The sequence below is a fragment of the Haloarcula mannanilytica genome (assembly GCF_005406125.1).
Classification (GTDB): domain Archaea; phylum Halobacteriota; class Halobacteria; order Halobacteriales; family Haloarculaceae; genus Haloarcula; species Haloarcula mannanilytica.
Map to the genome: position 1 here is coordinate 313,826 of NZ_BIXZ01000002.1, position 16,602 is coordinate 330,427.

General features: G+C 65.9%; 15 protein-coding genes. 5 read left to right on the forward strand and 10 right to left on the reverse strand.

Annotated features, from left to right (window positions below):
* The first annotated feature begins 120 nt into the window (after nt 1-120).
* The 4 genes from mutL (at nt 121) to ygfZ (ending at nt 5,732) form a co-directional block, all read left to right on the forward strand.
* Nucleotides 121-2,277 carry a DNA mismatch repair endonuclease MutL gene (mutL, locus tag Harman_RS08720; RefSeq protein WP_137683415.1) on the forward strand — a complete coding sequence of 719 codons (2,157 nt, stop codon included), beginning with the start codon at nt 121-123 and terminating at the stop codon, nt 2,275-2,277.
* 93 nt (nt 2,278-2,370) lie between these two features.
* Complete coding sequence (locus Harman_RS08725; RefSeq protein ID WP_137683416.1) at nt 2,371-3,315, forward strand: PfkB family carbohydrate kinase; 945 nt, start codon at nt 2,371-2,373, stop codon at nt 3,313-3,315.
* 51 nt (nt 3,316-3,366) lie between these two features.
* Nucleotides 3,367-4,608: a PGF-CTERM sorting domain-containing protein gene (locus Harman_RS08730; protein ID WP_235007180.1), complete on the forward strand. Its 1,242-nt coding sequence runs from the start codon at nt 3,367-3,369 to the stop codon at nt 4,606-4,608.
* A 38-nt stretch (nt 4,609-4,646) separates the two neighbouring features.
* On the forward strand, nt 4,647-5,732 hold the full coding sequence (ygfZ, locus tag Harman_RS08735; protein WP_137683417.1) for a CAF17-like 4Fe-4S cluster assembly/insertion protein YgfZ: 1,086 nt from the start codon (nt 4,647-4,649) through the stop codon (nt 5,730-5,732).
* A gap of 15 nt (nt 5,733-5,747) precedes the next feature.
* On the opposite strand, the gene Harman_RS21220 is transcribed toward ygfZ, so the two are convergent.
* The 7 genes from Harman_RS21220 to Harman_RS08770 all read right to left on the reverse strand — a co-directional run bounded on the left by Harman_RS21220 (nt 5,748) and on the right by Harman_RS08770 (nt 10,569).
* Nucleotides 5,748-7,127 carry a hypothetical protein gene (locus Harman_RS21220; protein WP_160140678.1) on the reverse strand — a complete coding sequence of 460 codons (1,380 nt, stop codon included), beginning with the start codon at nt 7,125-7,127 and terminating at the stop codon, nt 5,748-5,750.
* A 50-nt stretch (nt 7,128-7,177) separates the two neighbouring features.
* The gene (locus Harman_RS08745; RefSeq protein WP_137683418.1) at nt 7,178-7,780 is read right to left on the reverse strand and encodes an IMPACT family protein; all 603 of its coding nucleotides are present in this window, start codon (nt 7,778-7,780) and stop codon (nt 7,178-7,180) included.
* Between the two features lie 67 nt (nt 7,781-7,847).
* Nucleotides 7,848-8,183 carry a 2Fe-2S iron-sulfur cluster binding domain-containing protein gene (locus Harman_RS08750; protein WP_137683419.1) on the reverse strand — a complete coding sequence of 112 codons (336 nt, stop codon included), beginning with the start codon at nt 8,181-8,183 and terminating at the stop codon, nt 7,848-7,850.
* 2 nt (nt 8,184-8,185) lie between these two features.
* Nucleotides 8,186-8,539, reverse strand: coding sequence for a DUF4260 family protein (locus Harman_RS08755; RefSeq protein WP_137683420.1), 354 nt, complete (start codon nt 8,537-8,539; stop codon nt 8,186-8,188).
* Between the two features lie 39 nt (nt 8,540-8,578).
* Nucleotides 8,579-9,082 carry an ACT domain-containing protein gene (locus Harman_RS08760; RefSeq protein WP_137683421.1) on the reverse strand — a complete coding sequence of 168 codons (504 nt, stop codon included), beginning with the start codon at nt 9,080-9,082 and terminating at the stop codon, nt 8,579-8,581.
* A gap of 68 nt (nt 9,083-9,150) precedes the next feature.
* The gene (gene hisB / locus Harman_RS08765) at nt 9,151-9,738 is read right to left on the reverse strand and encodes an imidazoleglycerol-phosphate dehydratase HisB (protein ID WP_137683422.1); all 588 of its coding nucleotides are present in this window, start codon (nt 9,736-9,738) and stop codon (nt 9,151-9,153) included.
* Nucleotides 9,739-9,807: 69 nt separating this feature from the next.
* On the reverse strand, nt 9,808-10,569 hold the full coding sequence (locus Harman_RS08770; protein WP_137683423.1) for an alpha/beta fold hydrolase: 762 nt from the start codon (nt 10,567-10,569) through the stop codon (nt 9,808-9,810).
* 82 nt (nt 10,570-10,651) lie between these two features.
* Here Harman_RS08770 and Harman_RS08775 point away from each other — a divergent pair, with 82 nt between their 5' ends.
* Complete coding sequence (locus Harman_RS08775) at nt 10,652-12,514, forward strand: cation:proton antiporter domain-containing protein (protein WP_137683424.1); 1,863 nt, start codon at nt 10,652-10,654, stop codon at nt 12,512-12,514.
* A 23-nt stretch (nt 12,515-12,537) separates the two neighbouring features.
* Here Harman_RS08775 and Harman_RS08780 read toward each other — a convergent pair whose 3' ends face one another.
* The 3 genes from Harman_RS08780 to Harman_RS08790 all read right to left on the reverse strand — a co-directional run bounded on the left by Harman_RS08780 (nt 12,538) and on the right by Harman_RS08790 (nt 16,567).
* Nucleotides 12,538-12,729: a DUF7511 domain-containing protein gene (locus Harman_RS08780; protein ID WP_137683425.1), complete on the reverse strand. Its 192-nt coding sequence runs from the start codon at nt 12,727-12,729 to the stop codon at nt 12,538-12,540.
* 354 nt (nt 12,730-13,083) lie between these two features.
* Nucleotides 13,084-15,867 (reverse strand): alanine--tRNA ligase, encoded by a 2,784-nt coding sequence (gene alaS / locus Harman_RS08785; protein ID WP_137683426.1) that lies wholly within the window; start codon nt 15,865-15,867, stop codon nt 13,084-13,086.
* Between the two features lie 70 nt (nt 15,868-15,937).
* Nucleotides 15,938-16,567, reverse strand: coding sequence for an archaellin/type IV pilin N-terminal domain-containing protein (locus tag Harman_RS08790; RefSeq protein WP_137683427.1), 630 nt, complete (start codon nt 16,565-16,567; stop codon nt 15,938-15,940).
* Nucleotides 16,568-16,602 lie beyond the last annotated feature (35 nt).

The following is a 16,602-nucleotide window of genomic DNA, read 5'->3' on the forward strand; positions in this document are numbered from 1 at the left end:
TGGGGGTCAGGACTGAGCTATGTTAACTATTTCCATGATATGGCTGATAGGCGCGCTGAGGGCAGACAGTATCAAGTCGCTTCGTCCGTTAGCCGGTAGCAACCACATGCGGAGGCACGAATGACCGACATCCAGCGACTCGACGACCGGACCGTCGAACGCATCGCGGCCGGCGAGGTGGTCGAGCGGCCGGCGTCCGTCGTCAAGGAACTGGTCGAGAACGCCATCGACGCCGACGCGAACCGGGTCGAGGTCGTCGTCGAAGCGGGGGGAACTGACGGGATTCGCGTCACGGACGACGGCGTCGGGATGGACCGCGAGGCCGTCGAGACGGCCGTCGAGAAACACACTACGTCGAAGATTCGGGACATCGCGGACCTGGAGGGCGGCGTGGGGACGCTCGGATTCCGCGGCGAGGCCCTGCACGCAATCGGGGCCGTCTCGCGGCTGACGGTCCGGACCAGACCCCGCGGCGGCGACGTGGGAACCGAACTCGTCGTAGAAGGCGGTGAAGTCACGTCGGTCGGCCCCGCCGGATGTCCCGAGGGGACGACGATAGCGGTCGAGGACCTCTTCTATAACGTCCCGGCCCGCCGGAAGTACCTCAAACAGGAGTCGACGGAGTTCGCCCACGTCAACACCGTCGTCGCCAGTTACGCGCTGGCTAACCCGGACGTGGCAGTGTCGCTGACCCACGGTGACCGCGAGACGTTCTCGACGACGGGGCAGGGCGACCTGCGCGAGACAGTGATGTCCGTCTACGGACGGGAGGTCGCCGAGTCGATGATTTCAGTCGATGCTGGGTCGGCCGCCGACGCGAGCGGCGACGAAATGCAGGCTGGAAACTTCCCCGACGGCCCGCTTGACGGCGTCCACGGCCTCGTCTCCCACCCGGAGACGAACCGCGCCGGCCGCGAGTACCTCTCGACGTACGTCAACGGCCGCTATGTGAGAGCCGGCACTGTCCGCGACGCCGTCGTCGACGCCTACGGGACACAGATCGCGCCGGACCGCTACCCCTTCGCCGTCCTCTTTCTGGACGTGCCCGCGGGCGACGTGGACGTGAACGTTCACCCCCGGAAAATGGAGGTCCGATTCGCCGACGATGAGGGTGTGCGCGAGCAGGTCCGGACTGCTGTCGAGGATGCGCTGTTACGAGAGGGGCTGCTTCGCTCGACAGCGCCGCGTGGCCGGTCAGCGCCCGAGCAGACGGCGATAACGCCAGAGACCTCCGAGAACGCCGATAGCGACTCTGAAGGTGCTGGTTCGCGGAACCAGCGTTCTGTGGACGAGGCAGCGACAGAGAGCGATGCCGATACAGCGGCGACGACGCCGGACACCGGACCCGGATACGCAGCGGAAACCGGACCCGGAGACCGACCGGACAGCACGCAGACCGGGTCAGCAGGCCGCCAGCCGTCCGAAACGACCGAATCGTCCCGGGCAGCCGACACGAAACGGTCCTCCGGGACCGAGACGACGGACGGTGCGTCGGGCGAATCCGGTCTGGGCCAGACAGGGGGTAGCGTTTCGAGTGGAGATAGCCATGATGAGCACGGCGAATCGTCCACAGCGGGACAGACCGACACAGAGAGCGGAGAGCGAAAGTTCACCGGCGGCGGGGAGCAGGCCCGTCTCGGCGACACGCCGGAGACGAGCCACGAGTCCCTGCCCTCGATGCGGATTCTCGGGCAGTTAGCCGATACCTACGTCGTCGCGGAGACGGACGACGGCCTCGTGCTAGTCGACCAGCACGCGGCGGACGAGCGGGTCAACTACGAGCGACTCAAGGCCAAATTCGAGGGCGAAACCACGACGCAGGCGCTCGCAGACCCGGTCGAACTGGAGCTGACCGCCCGCGAGGCCGAAGTGTTCGACCGGCGCAGCGACGCGCTGGCGAGCCTTGGTTTCCATACAGCGCGAACGGGCGAACGGACCGTCGAGGTTCGGACCCTCCCGGGCGTCATCGCCGATGCGGCCGGTCCGGACATCGTCAGGGACGTGCTGGGCGCGTTCGTCGCCGGCGACGACGAGGCGGCGGCCACTGTCGAAGCCGCGGCGGACGAACTGCTCGGCGACCTGGCGTGTTACCCCTCCGTGACCGGGAACACGTCGCTGACCGAGGGCTCTGTCCGGGACCTACTCGCTGCGCTGGACGACTGTGAGAACCCATACGCGTGTCCCCACGGGCGGCCGACGATCATCCACATCGACCGGCAGGAACTCGAAGACCGGTTCGAGCGAGACTACCCCGGCCACGGCGGCCGGCGACGATAGCAAAACGGACAGGACAGGTACAGGCGACCCGGACGGGACACAGCAGTCGATACAGCCGATTAAACTAAACCTACGACTCCCGATGCACGCGGTATGTCACTCGTAACGTTCGGCGAGACGGCTCTCAGATTTGCACCTCCCGACGGACAGCGGTTCGAGACGGCCCGTGAAGCGTCGATCCGCGTCGATGGGACCGCAAGTAGCGTCGCGGCGACGGCCGGCCGGCTCGGAGCCGACGCGCAGTGGCTATCGAAAGTCCCGGACACGCCGCTTGGCCGTCGCGTCGTCGCGGAACTGCAGGAGTTCGGACTTGAGACAGAGGTCGTCTGGGCCGATCCAGCGGCCGGCCGGCAGGGACTCACCTTCCACGAGGACGCCGACCCGCCCCGGGCCGAGCGGCTGCTGCAAGACCGCGGTAACACCGCGATGGCGACGCTGACCCCCGGTGAACTCCCGATGGGCGAGATCCAGAATGCGGACGTGGTGTTCACCTCGGGCGCGACCGTCTCGCTGTCCGACACCGCCGCGGACACGACGGGCGCGTTGCTCAGAGCGGCCGCGGGGATGCGGGCGTTCGACCTCGATTTCCACCCGGGGCTGTGGGACGCCGACGACGCGCGCGATGCACTCGACGGCCTCCTTCCAGCCGTTGACACCCTCTTTGCCGCCGAAGAGCAGGCGTCGGCGGTGTTTGACACTACCGGGAGTCCGCGGGAACTCGTTCACACGCTCGCGACAGAGTACGACCTCACCCGCGTTGTTCTCACACGGAGCGAGTACGGAGCCGTGGCCTATCACGACGGCGTCGTCCACGAACAAGACGCCATCGAGACGACAGGCAGTGACGAGTCCGGGCAACACGAGGCCTTCGTCGGGGCGACGCTCCAGCAGCTGGCCGCCGGCGCGGACACGGACGAAGCGCTGCTCCACGGTGTCGCGGCGGCGGCGCTCTCCCGGACGATGTCGGGACCGCTGACGCCCCTGGAGCCGTCCGAGGTCTCGCGCCTCGTCGATTCACAGCAGTCTAGACGGCCGTAGGCGGACCATACCGCCAGTACTGCTTTATGTTCTCTCTTTTACTAGTCAGGTATGTGTACCGACCGCACCACGTTGGTTGCCGGTTTATTCGTACTCCTCGTGGGGGCAGGCGTGCTGGCAGGCACAGTCGCTGCACAGTCTCAGGTCACACTCACTGTCTCTGTCGTCGACCAGGACGGCGATCCGGTGAGCAACGTCGATATCTCCGCGACGTGGAACGACAGTGCAGGCGGGCCGGTCAACGAGACGACACGGGCGAACGGGCAGGCGCTCGTCGATGTCCCGGCGGGCGCAAACGTCATGTTCCGGATACATGACGACGAGTACGTCCGAAACGTCCCCTACGTCGTCGAGGACGCCGAGTCGGAATCCATCGAAGTCGCAGTCTCGGAGTCGGCGACAGCCACGGTCAACGCTGTGAACACGGACGGTGAACCCGCAACGGACGCCCGTGTCCGTCTGTACCGCGATGGGAACTACGTGGTCGACCGGAACACCGGCGACGACGGTGCCATTACGACACAGCCCATCGAGGAAGGGGAGTACAGCGTTATCGTCACGAAGCCGGGATTCTACCGCAACCTCACGACTGTTGCTGTCTCCGGCGAGACGACCGCGACAGTCGAGATACGGGAAGGGTCGGTCCTGCTGGAAGCCACCGTCGCTGACGACCACTTCGAGGAGCCACGACCGATTCGGGACGCCACCGTCCGCGTCGAATCCGACGACCGGTCCGGTGGCACCGTTCCGACACTCTCCGACGGGACGGCCTCGGTTAGCGTCCCGGTCAACGACCGCTACGACGTGATCGTGACCAAAGACGGGTACGAGACGGTCGAACGGCGAGTGACGATCGGCGAGAGCGGGAAGTCGATCAACGTCACGATCCAGCGGACGCCCGAGATCACCCTCACGCCCGATAACAGACAGGTCGTCGTGGACGCAAACGTCCGGTTGACAGTGGTCGACGAGTACGACAACCCGGTGGTGAACGCGACAGTGACCCGAAACGGCACCGAGGTCGGGCAGACCGACGCGGACGGCGAAATAACCGCGACGGTCCCGACGGCCGGCAACGTCACCTTCGCTGCGTCGTCTGGGGACCTCACCGCGACGACGAACGTCACCGTATTCAGACCGAGCGAGGAAACGACGACAGGCGGGGCGGCTACGACGCCGGAACAGACGGAGACGGCGACCGAAACATCGGACGGTAGCGGCCCGGGCTTTACTGTCGGGCTGACGATGACTGCACTGCTTGCGGTGGCTGTCCTCGCACGCCGACGACGCTAACGGGACGTTTTTCCCCGCGAGGGCCGCATGACCGTTCAATGACTGTTCTCGAGTCCGTCCACGAGGCCCACGGAGCGACGTTCAGGGAGGTCGGCGGTCGGCGCGTCGTCGACAACTACGGGCGACCGGAGCGGACCCACCGTGCGGTTCGGAACGTCGTCGGGGCGATGGAGTACGGCTACGGCGTGATCGTCGTCACCGGCGAGGACCGCGTCGACTACGTCGACAACGCTGTCTCGAACCGCGTGCCCGACGAGGACGGCGCAGGCTGTTACGCGCTCTTGCTCGACCCCGATGGGCGCGTGGACACGGACATGTACGTCTACAACGCCGGCGAGCGACTGCTCGTGTTTACGCCGCCACAGAAGGCCGAGGACCTCGCGGCCGACTGGGCGGACAAGACGTTCATTCAGGATGTCGAGTTCGATGTCGCAACAGATGAGTTCGCTATCTTCGGTGTCCACGGTCCCAAGGCGACCGAGAAAATCGCCAGCGTCCTCCACCAGACCGGGACCCCGCCAGCGCCGCTGACCTTCGAGCGGGGCGAACTCGGCGACGCCGGCGTCTCGGTCATCCGGACGGACAACCTCGCCGGCGAGGAGAGCTACGACGTGGTCTGTAGCGCCGATGACGCCGAACCGGTCTTCGATACCCTGGTCAACCGCGGGCTCAACGCCGTCCCCTTCGGCTACCAGACCTGGGAGACGCTCACACTGGAGGCCGGCACGCCGCTGTTCGACAGCGAAATCGCGGGTGCGCTCCCCAACGACCTCGGGCTCCGCAACGCGCTTGACTTCGAGAAGGGCTGTTACGTCGGGCAGGAGGTCGTCTCGCGTATCGAGAACCGGGGTCATCCGACCCAGCGGCTGGTCGGTCTTGCCGTCGAGGAGTGCCCCGAATCCGGTGCCGCGGTGTTCGCCGGCGACGAGCACGTCGGCGACGTGACCCGTGCCGGTCGGAGCCCGATGCGGGAAGCTCCGATTGCCCTGGCGAATCTCAGTTGGGAACGCCCGGAAGAATCTCTGACAATCCGCGTCGACGGCGACCCGATCGGCGCACAGCAGGTCGACCTGCCCTTTATCGACGGGTCGGCACGGTCGGCGCGGCTGCCGAGTTACGAGTGAACCGCGATAGCGGACTCAGCCGCCCTCGTTCCCGTCGCGACGCCGACTGACCGTCCGATAGCCGAGCGCGCCGATGGCCGCGCCGCCGACCGCCCCGGCCGCAGTCCACACCGAGGGCCTTGACCCGGACTGTCGGACCCGTGACAGCGTCCCATCGCCTGCCGCCGTAACTTCTAAGTCGTACTCGTGGCGCTCGTCGATGCCGATGCTGGCCGTTTGGGTCGCGTCCACGATTTCGCCCTCGGGGTCGGCGACGGCGACCGACAGTTCGTACTCCGTCTCGTCGGTTCCGTACACCCCGAGCCGATACGTTCCGGGCGTGGCCCCGTGGCGACGGCGCAGTCGTGGATACCGCCCGCGCGACCGGACCATGTGCTCGCTCGTCATCCGGTCGAGTTCGGTACCGCCCGGCCCGACGGCGGTGAGATTCACCGCGTCGGTGTCGGCCGTGACGACCATCGTGGGGAACAGTTCCTCGCGGGCCGTCGTCTGGTCGGCCTGCACGTGGTCGAGGGGACCCACGTCCGACCGGCCCGTCGCCTGCTCGATCTGGTCGTAGCGGTTGAACACGATGTTCGTGTACTGTCGGTAGGGCCGCATCGACGCTGTGTCGCCGTCCCGCGTGAACTGGAGCGTCGGCGTCCGCTGTTGATAGGCTAGCGCCGACCAGTTCGGATCGTACACCGGAATTTGGACCGTCTCGCCGTCCGTCCGGTAGTCGTAGGCGAGCACCTGATGGCCGCTCTGTGAATCATTGAACAGGAACAGTGACGCCTTGCCGGTCTCCTCGATAACTGCGCGAACGTGGTTGAGCAACTGCGCCGTGTCGGCATCGGCCGTGTAGACGGCTATCTGTCGACCGAGCCAGGAGCGAAAGCGGAAGTACTGCTCGGCCTGGGACGTGACGATGTCGTCGTACACCGGCGCTTCCGGGGCATCAAGCGGAGCCGTTGGGACCTCGATGTCGCTGGCCGTCGGCCGGTCGACCGGCATCGTCTCCGGGCGTTCGAAGTACCGCTGTGTGGACAGAATCATCCCGTAGCAGTGTCCGTTCGTCCCAGCGCGCTGGATGACCGCCGCACGGACCTGTCGCGCGAGCGCATCGACCAGCGTCGTCGGCAACTGCGCGGGGTCGAGACCGAGGACCGAGCGGGCCTTGTCGCTCCACTCCGACCGAATCCGCTCGCGAACCGTCTCGGGCTCCGGATCCGGCGGCCCCTCGAAGTACTGGTCGCGCAGTGACCAGTTCCGGAAGCCAAAGCCGTGTTCGGTCGGCCGGAACGACGCCGACCCGCGCTGCTGTCCGGCAGATGCCACGGTCGTACTCGCCCACGATGCCCCGGCCAGCGCGCCCACGCGGGCAAGAAAGCCGCGGCGAGACCTCTCGCCTGTCACGCCTCAGATGTGACGCTCGGAGTACAAATCATTCAGGGATGGCGATGGTGTCACTCGGTTTCGATGTCGGCCCGGCCGCTGGTCGCACTCCGAATCCGGTCCCGTAGGTCGCTGCCCTCGACGGTGGGAACCCGAACGTCGAAGACGACTTCGGCCTCGTAGTCAGCAGCAAACTCGACGCCCGCTGATTCAAGCAGGCTTCGAACACTGCCGGAGTCGTCGTAGGCGACGGTTACGGTAAACTCCTCGTGGGGCACCTCCTCGATGACGCCGGCGTCGTCGACGCCCTCTTTCACCGCTCTGGAGTAGGCACTGGCTAGGCCGCCGACGCCGAGGTTCGTCCCGCCGTAGTAGCGTGTGACGACGGCGACGACGTTCTCGATGTCGCGTTGCTGGAGGACGTTCAGCGCGGGGTCGCCGGCGCTGCCGCTGGGTTCGCCGTCGTCGCTGGAATACTCCCGAAAGGGGTCGGCTCGGACGCGGTAAGCGGGGACGTTGTGGGTCGCGTCGGCGTACTCCTCGCTGATGGCGTCGACGAACGCCTCGGCGTCTGCTGTGGTCGCTGCCGGCGCGACGTGGCCGATGAACTCCGAGCCCCGGACCTCGAAACGCGCCTCACCGCGGCCCGGAACGGTCCGATAGCTGTCCGTCACGGGCCGGCATACGCCCGGCCGCGGAATAGCGTTTGTCGTTCGCGCTCTCCGCGGTCACGGGTCTGGGTTAGTCCGTGCTATCGTCCGATTGCCGTGACCCCCAGACCCGCTTGTCCAGCAGCTTGACCGCCATTCCGTCCCGAACCCGAAGCTGACAGGAGAGGCGCGGGTAGCCAAAGCGGTCGGCGAGGTCGTCGTGCCAGTGGTCGGGGTCGGGCGGTGCGGCGAGACGGACGCCACAGGTGGCACAGATGCCGCGACCGCCGCAGTTGACCCGCGTCGCGTAGCGGCCATGCGGCGAGAGATCGGCATCGAGAAGAACGTCTCGCAGGACCGCGCCGAGTTCGGCAGTGAGTTCGTGGGTCTCGCCGTCGGGCGTCTCGACGGTGAGCGTCGCCGGCATCGTCACAGTTGCTGGACGTGCGTGTCGCCGAACTCGCGGTCGGCGTATTTCAGTCCGAAGCCGAACAGGCGGTCCGCACCGATGTGGGCGGTCCAAACGAGCGCCACACCGAAGGCGAGGTCCACCGCGGCGAGGACGCCAGCGGCGGCCAGCACTCCCGGACCGAGATACGTGTGGACCGCGTTGTAGCTGGCCGCACCGACGCGGGTGCTGTGGAGATAGCCAGCCATCGAGAGGTCAGGAACCAGAATCAGGGCGAGAAAGAGGAGGAGCGACCGCCCCTGCAGGACGTACAGCGCGGTCGCCCCGATACCGACGAGCGCGCCTTCGAGGCGAACGAGCGTGCGCGGGTTCATACCGGACAGTGGGCGGGGATCGTCAAAAATCGGCCGGCGCTACGCCAGTTCGATGGTCCGGACGAACGCCAGGCGACGGATCTCGTTGATGAGGTCGCCGGGCAGTTCCTCGTCGGTGATGACGTACAGCTTCGGTTCGTCGGTGAACTCGGGGTCCTCGCTCAGGACCTGCCGGATAGAGATGTCGCGGTCGGCGATGGCCGAGGTGACCGTCGAGACGATGCCGGACTCGTCGGCGGCCCGAACGGTGACGGTCACCGCATGCAGGTCGAGCACCGGCGCGAGGTCGAGCAGGCTCGGCACGGAGGAGATATTGCGGAAGATGCGCCGGAGGTCGTCGTCGTCGAGTATCGCGTCCGTCGTGGCGTTGACCACGCGGCGGTCGACGCCGGCCTCGCGGGCGATGCCCGTGTTCGGGATCTCGATGCCGCCCGAGACGACGCGGCCGTCCTCGTTGACGGAGAACCCCCGTTCCAGCAGCAGGCGGATGACATCCTGCTGGCCGGGAGAGTCCTCGAATTTCTGCATGATCTCGTCGAACATACGGAAGGATAGGTATGAGGCCACTAATCGGTGCCGACAGCGGGCAGCGGACGCCGCCGCGGGGAGGACTACAGTTCGCCTTTCGTGCTCGCTACGTCGGACCGGCGCTCGTCGATACGGGTCGCGTCGTCGAGTGCCCGAGCCAGCCCCTTGAACAGCGCCTCAATCTCGTGGTGGGCGTTCTCGCCCTCGACGCCGCAGTGCAGCGTCAGCCCGGCGTTCATCGACAACGAGCGACAGAAGTGCCGGGCCATATGGCTGGTCATCCCGCCGACCGAGTCCTGCGAGAAGTCGCCGTCGAACTCGAAGTACGGCCGCCCGGAGATGTCGACGACGACGCTCGCGACGGCCTCGTCAAGTGGGACCTTTCGGTCAGCGAACCGGCGGATACCGCGCTTATCGTCCAGCGCTTCTGTGAACGCCTCGCCGAGTGTGATTGCGACATCCTCGACGGTGTGGTGGTCGTCGATGTCCAGGTCGCCGTCACAGTGGACGGTCAGGTCGAACAGCCCGTGCGTCGAGAACGAGTCGAGCATGTGGTCGAAGAAGCCGATACCGGTGTCGATGGTACTATCGCCGTCGCCGTCGACATCGAGCGTGACTTCGATGTCCGTCTCGGCCGTGGTCCGCGTGACGGCCGCCGTCCGGTCGGTCATACCTAGCCCCTATCAGGCCGCGTATTTGTGGATTGCGTCCGCCCCGTCGGTCGCCGAGCGCTCTGGCGGTCAGCCAGTCTGCTCGTCGAGAAACGCCAGCAGCCGGTCGGTCACCGCCGGCGCGTGCTCGACGTAACAGCAGTGGCGACCCTCGACAGCCTCCCCGGTCCCGCGGGGGAGGTCGGCCGAAAGCGACTGCACGGTCTCCGGCGACACCACGGGGTCCTCTAGGCCGTAGTACACCTCGGTCGGCTGGGTAATCTCGTACAGCGGCGGCGCGTCGAAGGCCGTCATCGCCGCGGCCTGCGCGTCGCGAGCCGCACCGGCCGCGTCCTCCTCGGCCCGCCAGTCAGCTATCTGGTCCATGAGGTCCGGGTCGTGCCCGCGGAACGCTGGCGAGAACGCTCCGTCGAGCGACGACGGGGCGTCGAGCGCAAGCGCGTCGAGTGCGTCCCGGTCGACGGCGTCCCCCGACCCCGCCGTACAGTACAGCGTCAGCGAGCGGGCGCGGCTGTACTGGTGGGCGTACTGAAGGGCAACCATCCCGCCGAGACCAGCCCCGACGAGGTGGGCGCTCCCGACACCGTGGTCGGCCAGCACGGCTTCGAGGTCGGCCGCCAGCGTTTCCACGTCGTACGGTCCGTCCGGCGCGTCCGACCGGCCGGTGCCGCGGAGGTCCCACACCACCGTCTCGTAGGGGCCGGCGACGGCGTCGTAGTGCCAGCCCCAGAGCCACGGGCCGTACCCCACGTCGTTGACGAACACGACGGTGGGGCCGTCGCCGTCGGCCTCGTAGTAGAGCGACACGTCGCCGTTGCGTGTGGTCGGCATTGGCCGTCGATTCCCGCGCTGACGGTGTGTTTCTTTCGGTGAGTAGGTCTTTGGCGCTGGCTGTCGAAGGGCCGCCCGTCTCGTGTCCGGAGCAGCATCACTTATCGGCGCTGTCGTGTTGGTTGTGAGTCTGGGCGTCGCCGCACAACTGGTCGCCGACTGGCTCCAGATCCCAAGCGTCGCGTTCCTGCTGGTCGCCGGTGTCTTCGTCGGTCCGCAAGCCCTCGGGCTGGTCGATCCTGCAATCTTCGGCCAGGCCGGGCTGCAGGCCATCGTCGGCCTCAGTGTCGGCATCATCGTCTTCGAAGGGGCGTTTCACCTCACCGTCGAGCGGGTCCGTGAAGCGTCCAGGGAGGCGCTGGGGCTGGTGACAATCGGCGCGTTCGTCTCGGTCGTCGGAACCGCAGTTGCCGTCAACGTCGTGTTCGGGACGACGTGGCCGGTGGCCGTCCTCGTCGGGAGCCTACTCATCGCTACCGGGCCGACGGTCATCACACCCATTATGCAGGTGGTCCCGGTCCGTGACCGGGTCGCCGCCGCGCTGGAAACGGAGGGCATCATCAACGACGTGACCGCCGCCATCCTCGCGGTGGCGACATTCGAATTTGTCATCGCAAGCCAGTCATCACCGGTGGTTGTCGTCGAGGCCTTTGTCGCCCGGCTGGCCGTCGGCGTCCTCGTCGGTGTCGCCGTCGGCGGCGGCATCGCGCTCTTGCTCCAGCGGCTGAAGCTCTCAGCGGACAACGCCACACAGAACGCTCGCGTCATGGTCTTGACGGCCGCGCTGCTCGCGTACGCACTGGGCAGCATGTGGCTCTTGGAGGCCGGTATCGCGGCAGCCGCCGTCGCCGGTATCGTGCTGGGGAACGCCGACATCCCCCACGAGGATGAAATCGCCGATTTCAAGGGCGGTATTACGCTGTTTGTCCTCTCGTTCGTGTTTATCGTGCTGGCGGCCCAGCTCTCGCTCGGCGACCTGCGTGCGCTCGGGATCGGCGGCCTGGTCATCGTCATCGTCGTTGTCGCACTCGTTCGCCCACTGGGCGTGTTCCTCTCCACGCTGGGGGGACGACTCACCGTTCGAGAGCGGATGTTCGTCGGCGCGATGGGGCCGCGCGGCATCGTCCCGGCCAGCGTCGCCACGCTGTTTGCCATCGAACTGCGGCCCGAAAACCCGGAGGCCGCAACGGTCCTCGTCGGAACCGTCTTCCTGGTCATCTTCGCCACCGTCATGTTTCAAGGCGGGCTGGCCCGTCACTTCGCGCAAGCGCTTGATATCCTTCCCATGCAAACACTCATCGTCGGTGCGGGTCGGGTCGGCCGGGAACTGGCGACGCGCTATGAATCACGCGGCGAGGAGGTCGCCCTCATCGACAGTGACGAAGACACGGTCGAGCGGGTCCGGGCCGACGGCCACCGCGTCGTCCACGGTGACGCGACGAACGCGAACGTTCTCGAAGAAGCGGGGGCGAACCGGGCGTCTGTCGTCGTCGCCGCGACCGCGGACGACGACGTGAACCTGCTCGTCGCACAGTTAGCGACGACTCGGTTCGACGTTGACACGGTGGTCGCCAGGGCGAACCAGCCGGACAACCTCGAAGCCTTCGAGGATCTGGATGTCGAGACAATCTCGGCGGGCTTTGCCGTCGCCGACGCCATCGACGACGCGGTCGAGCGACCGGCCCTCGCCCACTGGCTGTCTGATTCCGGTCGGACAGGGGACGTACTGGAGGTCGAACTCGGCAACGAGTCGCTGGTCGACCGGACGATAGAGGAGACCGCGAAGAAACTCCCCGACGGCTGTCTTGTTGCGATGGTCAGCCGCAACGGGACCGACAGGGTCCCCGACAGCGACTTCCGCCTTGCAAGCGGCGACCACCTGACGCTCGTCTGTGAGACAAACGAGGCGATGCAGGACGCCCGGCGGCTGTGTCAGGGCGACTAGGAGAGAGGGGACGGACGCGCCGATCAGCGCAGTTCCTCAAGCGAAACCGCCGCCGACCGGTCCGCGGTGACCCACTCGGTCACGGACTGCTGGAGGTCCGAGGGGAAAATCGTCAGCTCCGAGGGGTCTTCGGGGTCGTCGTACAGACAGTCCAGTTCGAACTCGGGCGTCTCGCTCAGGTCGGTGTTCGACGGAGGCGTCGTGGTCGTGCTCATGAGTCAGGTCGCGTGGATAGGATAGCGTTGCAGTTTGCACACAGTTCATCAGCAGCGCGACTGCTATCAGCGGGGACACCGGTCCCACACCGCCGACACGTCCGTTGTGACCGAACGTACTCGGTGTGAGACTGAATGTGCGTGATGTCACGTTCTCCGCTCATATTTGCTATAGATGGGCAGTTACTAAAAACACTTTTGGAAACACATCCAAATATACCTAATACAGGTAAATGTAATTGTATTCACGAATCCCATTCGGGTTGTTCGGGCAGAATATCGAGTTACAATCGGACAACTGTCCGAAGCGGCTACTGAAGAGCGGAACTATCGGCGAGAAAGAACGCAAACCGTTCAGACGTTCGCGACGGTACGAAGGATGTCCGGTGCGTCGTCCAGCGCATCGTCGAGCGCGTCCGTGTCGGGACCGCCGCCCTGTGCGAAGTCCGGCGGGCCGCCGCCCCCGCCGCCCACGCGGCCGGCGAGTTCGCCGACGACCTCACCAGCGTCGACATCGACACCGTCAGGAACCGAAACGACGAACTGCGCGCCGTCGAGTCCGGACCCGAGCACCGCGATGTTGCCCTGTTCGACGATGGCGTTGGCCTGGGCGCGGAGTTCGTCCATGTCGGCGTCGATGCGCTGGACGACGGCGGTCGCCTCGCCCACGTCGACCTCCTCGCTGTCGCCGCCACCGCTGGCGCGGGCCTCGGCGAGCTGTTCTTTGAGCTGTTCGATCTCCTTGCCGCGGGCCTTCCACTCGTCGAAGAACCGCTCGGCGGTTTCGGGCACTGCCTCGGGCGCGACATCGAGGATGCCCGCGGCTTCGGTGAGCGCGTCCTCAGTGCGCTGGGTGGCCTCGATAGCGGCGTTACCCGCGGCGAAGGTCAGGCGGATGACACCGTCCTGAATCCGTTCGGTGTTCCGCATTTTTATCGCCCCGATGTCGCCGGTGCGGGCGACGTGGGTGCCACCGCAGGCCTGCACGTCGTCGCCGACGGTGATGAGCCGGATCTGCTCTCCGGCCGGGATGCCGCCCTGGTAGAGGTCGAAGCCGTACCGTTCCTCGGCCTCGTTGCGGTCGGGCCACGACTGGGAGACGGTGATGTTGTCCTGGACGATGTCGTTTGCGAGGCGTTCGATCTCCTTGACCTCTTCGCGGCTCACCGACTCGTAGTGGCTGATGTCGATGCGGGCAGAGTCGGTTCCCTTCTGTGCGCCGGCCTGCCTGACGTGCTCGCCGAGGACCTGCCGAGCGCTGTGGATGACGATGTGGGTCGCCGTGTGGTGTTGCATCAGGCGCTGGCGGCGGGTGGCGTCGACCTGGCCGCGGACGAACTCACCTTTCCCGGGGTCGTCGTCGCAGGTGTGGACGATAACGTCGCCGTACTGCTGTACGTCGGACACCTCGGCGGAAACGTCGTCGGTCGATAGCGTCCCCTCGTCGGGCGGTTGCCCACCGCCCTCGGGGTAGAACATGGTCTGGTCGAGTACCACGTCGTAGTTGTCGTCGTCGCGGTCAAACACCTCCAGGACAACGGCCTCGAACTCGGTCCGTTGCTGGTCCTCGTAGTAGAGTCGGTCGGTCTCGGGGAGTTCTTCGAGCCGGTCCGCATAGGGTATCTGTGACTCCTCGGAGACGGTGTCGCCGCCGCCGTGACGCTGGGCGACGACCGCGTAGAAGTCATCTGGCACGTCCACATCGACGCCCTTCTCCGCGGCGATTTCCTCGACCATGTCCGGCTGAATCCCGTGTGAGTCGTACAGTTCGACCAGTTCCGCGGTCGGGATCGGCTCGCCCTTCTCGGCGTACTCCTCGGCCAACTGGCGGACGCGCCGGCCACCGCGGTCCAGCGTCTCGCGGTACTTCTCGACCTCAGTGCGGACGATGTCGCGGATGGTGTCGCGGTTCTCGTAGCTCAGGCGCTCGGCCTGCATGTCGACGAGTTCGTCCAGCGGCGCGTCGACGCCGATGCCGTCGACCAGCCGCTTGGTCCGCCGAAGGACCATTCGCGCTAGATAGCCCGTCCCGACGTTGGAGGGAACGATGCCGTCGCCGAGCATGTACGCGAGCGTGCGGCAGTGGTCGGCGATGGCGTAGATGTCCTCCAGTGGGGCCATCAGCTCTCGCATCTCCTCGACCTCGACACCGACCTCGGCGGCGATGGTGTCTCGTTCGGCCTCGATGTCCTCGGCCTCGTCGATATCCATTCGCCCCGCGAGCTTCGCGGCCTCGTGGACGATGCGCTCCTCCTCGTCGGTGAGTTCGATGCCGGCGTTGTCCTTGAGGAAGGCGATCATGTCGGGGTAGACGGCCTCGTACACCGTCGGCGTCCCTTGGCTCATCCAGGTCCAGCGTTCGAGCCCGTAGCCGGTGTCGACGATGTAGGTGTCCATCGGCGAGTACCGGTTGCCGTCTTTCATCTCGTATTCGCCGTCGGGGTCTTGCTCCATCGACATGAAGACGAGCGTGGCGAGTTCGGCCCCGCGGTAGATGACCTCGATGGCCGGGCCGGCGTTGCCGCCGCCGACCCATGGGTCCTCGATGTAGACGATTTCATCGAGGTTCGCGCCCATCTCCTCGAACAGTTCGTCGCAGTACCGGACCGTCTCGTTCTTCCAGTACACCTCGCCCTCGTAGGCGTACTGCTCGGGGTCCTCGATGTCCTCGCGGGCGTTGAACGCGTGGTGGGCCATCATCTCGAAGGCCATCGTGTGCCGCCCGGTCTTGCCGACGTTGTCGATGTCCTGCATTCGGATGCAGGGCTGGCTGATACACAGCGGGTTCGCCGGCGGCGGCGTCGTCCCCGACGTGACCAGCGGCTGGAAGTCATAAATCGACGCCTGTGTCAGAAGCACGTCGTCGCGCCAGCGGTTGGCCGCCACCGGATACGGGTCGATGCGCTCGTGGTCGCGCTCCTCGAAGAAAGAGAGGAACGCCTCGCGCATCTCCGTCAGCGAGTACGGTTCGTCGAACCCGGGATTGTCGATGAAGTCGTACTCGGCACACGGCGGCTCGCCGCAGGTCTCGCGTTCGATTCGGGACCAGAACATATCGCCACAGGCGGCACACTCCTGTCTGTGGAAGCCTTCCGCTTCGAAGTACTCGAGTTGGTAGGCCTCGTCGAGGTCGCTCATTGGTGTTCAGTTGGCCCACGTTCGCCTAAAACTGTTCCGAAGGGGCCGGGCTATCGTCCGAGACGTGGGGTTACAGCGTGACCGAGGATTCCCCAGAGAGGGTCTTCGGGACGATGACCTCCTCGGTCGTCATGCCGCCCGCGGGCGAGGAGATGCGGAGTGTCGCGCTCTCGCCTTCCGGGAGCGGTTCACCGAACGGCTCCCCAGTAGCCAGATCCTTGTCACCGAGGTCAAGCGAGATCTTCAGGCGGTCTTCAACGTTATTCAACACTGGTTTCGAGTCGTCTTTGTCCTGGATAGTCGAGATAGCGAATTTGCCATCCGGGCTCGCATCTGAATTGCTGGCCGCGAGTTGGTAGTACGATCCGCTCGGGCCGATCCACAGGATCGTTGTCTTGCTCAGATCAACGTTGCCTGCCCCCGGTGCCCGCTTGACGGTAATGTGTACCACGCCAACCTCGCTGTTCCCAGTGAAGTGGTCTCCGGTCATCCCGACGACCTGGATGCGGTTCGTCGTCGAGTCGCTGGACTGCTGGCCGGTCGCTTGCGCGGAACTCTGCAGGAACCCCGCAGTGTTGATAAGCACTCCTGCAGCGATTGCCGCGACCAGCACCATCGCAATAAAGACGATAAGTGTCCCGATCCCGACCTGACCGCGGTCCTCCCCTGCCCCCTCCGTAGCTGGTCGTAAACGTTGCATTTCAGTTGTTGATATTCTTACTCTCCTTTCCAGAT

Excerpts from the sequence above, each read along its gene's own strand:
- mutL (WP_137683415.1), top strand. The coding sequence starts at position 121 with ATGACCGACATCCAGCGACTCGACGACCGGACCGTCGAACGCATCGCG.
- Harman_RS08725 (WP_137683416.1), top strand. The coding sequence starts at position 2,371 with ATGTCACTCGTAACGTTCGGCGAGACGGCTCTCAGATTTGCACCTCCC.
- Harman_RS08730 (WP_235007180.1), top strand. The coding sequence starts at position 3,367 with ATGTGTACCGACCGCACCACGTTGGTTGCCGGTTTATTCGTACTCCTC.
- ygfZ (WP_137683417.1), top strand. The coding sequence starts at position 4,647 with ATGACTGTTCTCGAGTCCGTCCACGAGGCCCACGGAGCGACGTTCAGG.
- Harman_RS08750 (WP_137683419.1), bottom strand. The coding sequence starts at position 8,183 with ATGCCGGCGACGCTCACCGTCGAGACGCCCGACGGCGAGACCCACGAA.
- Harman_RS08755 (WP_137683420.1), bottom strand. The coding sequence starts at position 8,539 with ATGAACCCGCGCACGCTCGTTCGCCTCGAAGGCGCGCTCGTCGGTATC.
- Harman_RS08760 (WP_137683421.1), bottom strand. The coding sequence starts at position 9,082 with ATGTTCGACGAGATCATGCAGAAATTCGAGGACTCTCCCGGCCAGCAG.
- hisB (WP_137683422.1), bottom strand. The coding sequence starts at position 9,738 with ATGACCGACCGGACGGCGGCCGTCACGCGGACCACGGCCGAGACGGAC.
- Harman_RS08770 (WP_137683423.1), bottom strand. The coding sequence starts at position 10,569 with ATGCCGACCACACGCAACGGCGACGTGTCGCTCTACTACGAGGCCGAC.
- Harman_RS08780 (WP_137683425.1), bottom strand. The coding sequence starts at position 12,729 with ATGAGCACGACCACGACGCCTCCGTCGAACACCGACCTGAGCGAGACG.
- alaS (WP_137683426.1), bottom strand. The coding sequence starts at position 15,867 with ATGAGCGACCTCGACGAGGCCTACCAACTCGAGTACTTCGAAGCGGAA.
- Harman_RS08790 (WP_137683427.1), bottom strand. The coding sequence starts at position 16,567 with ATGCAACGTTTACGACCAGCTACGGAGGGGGCAGGGGAGGACCGCGGT.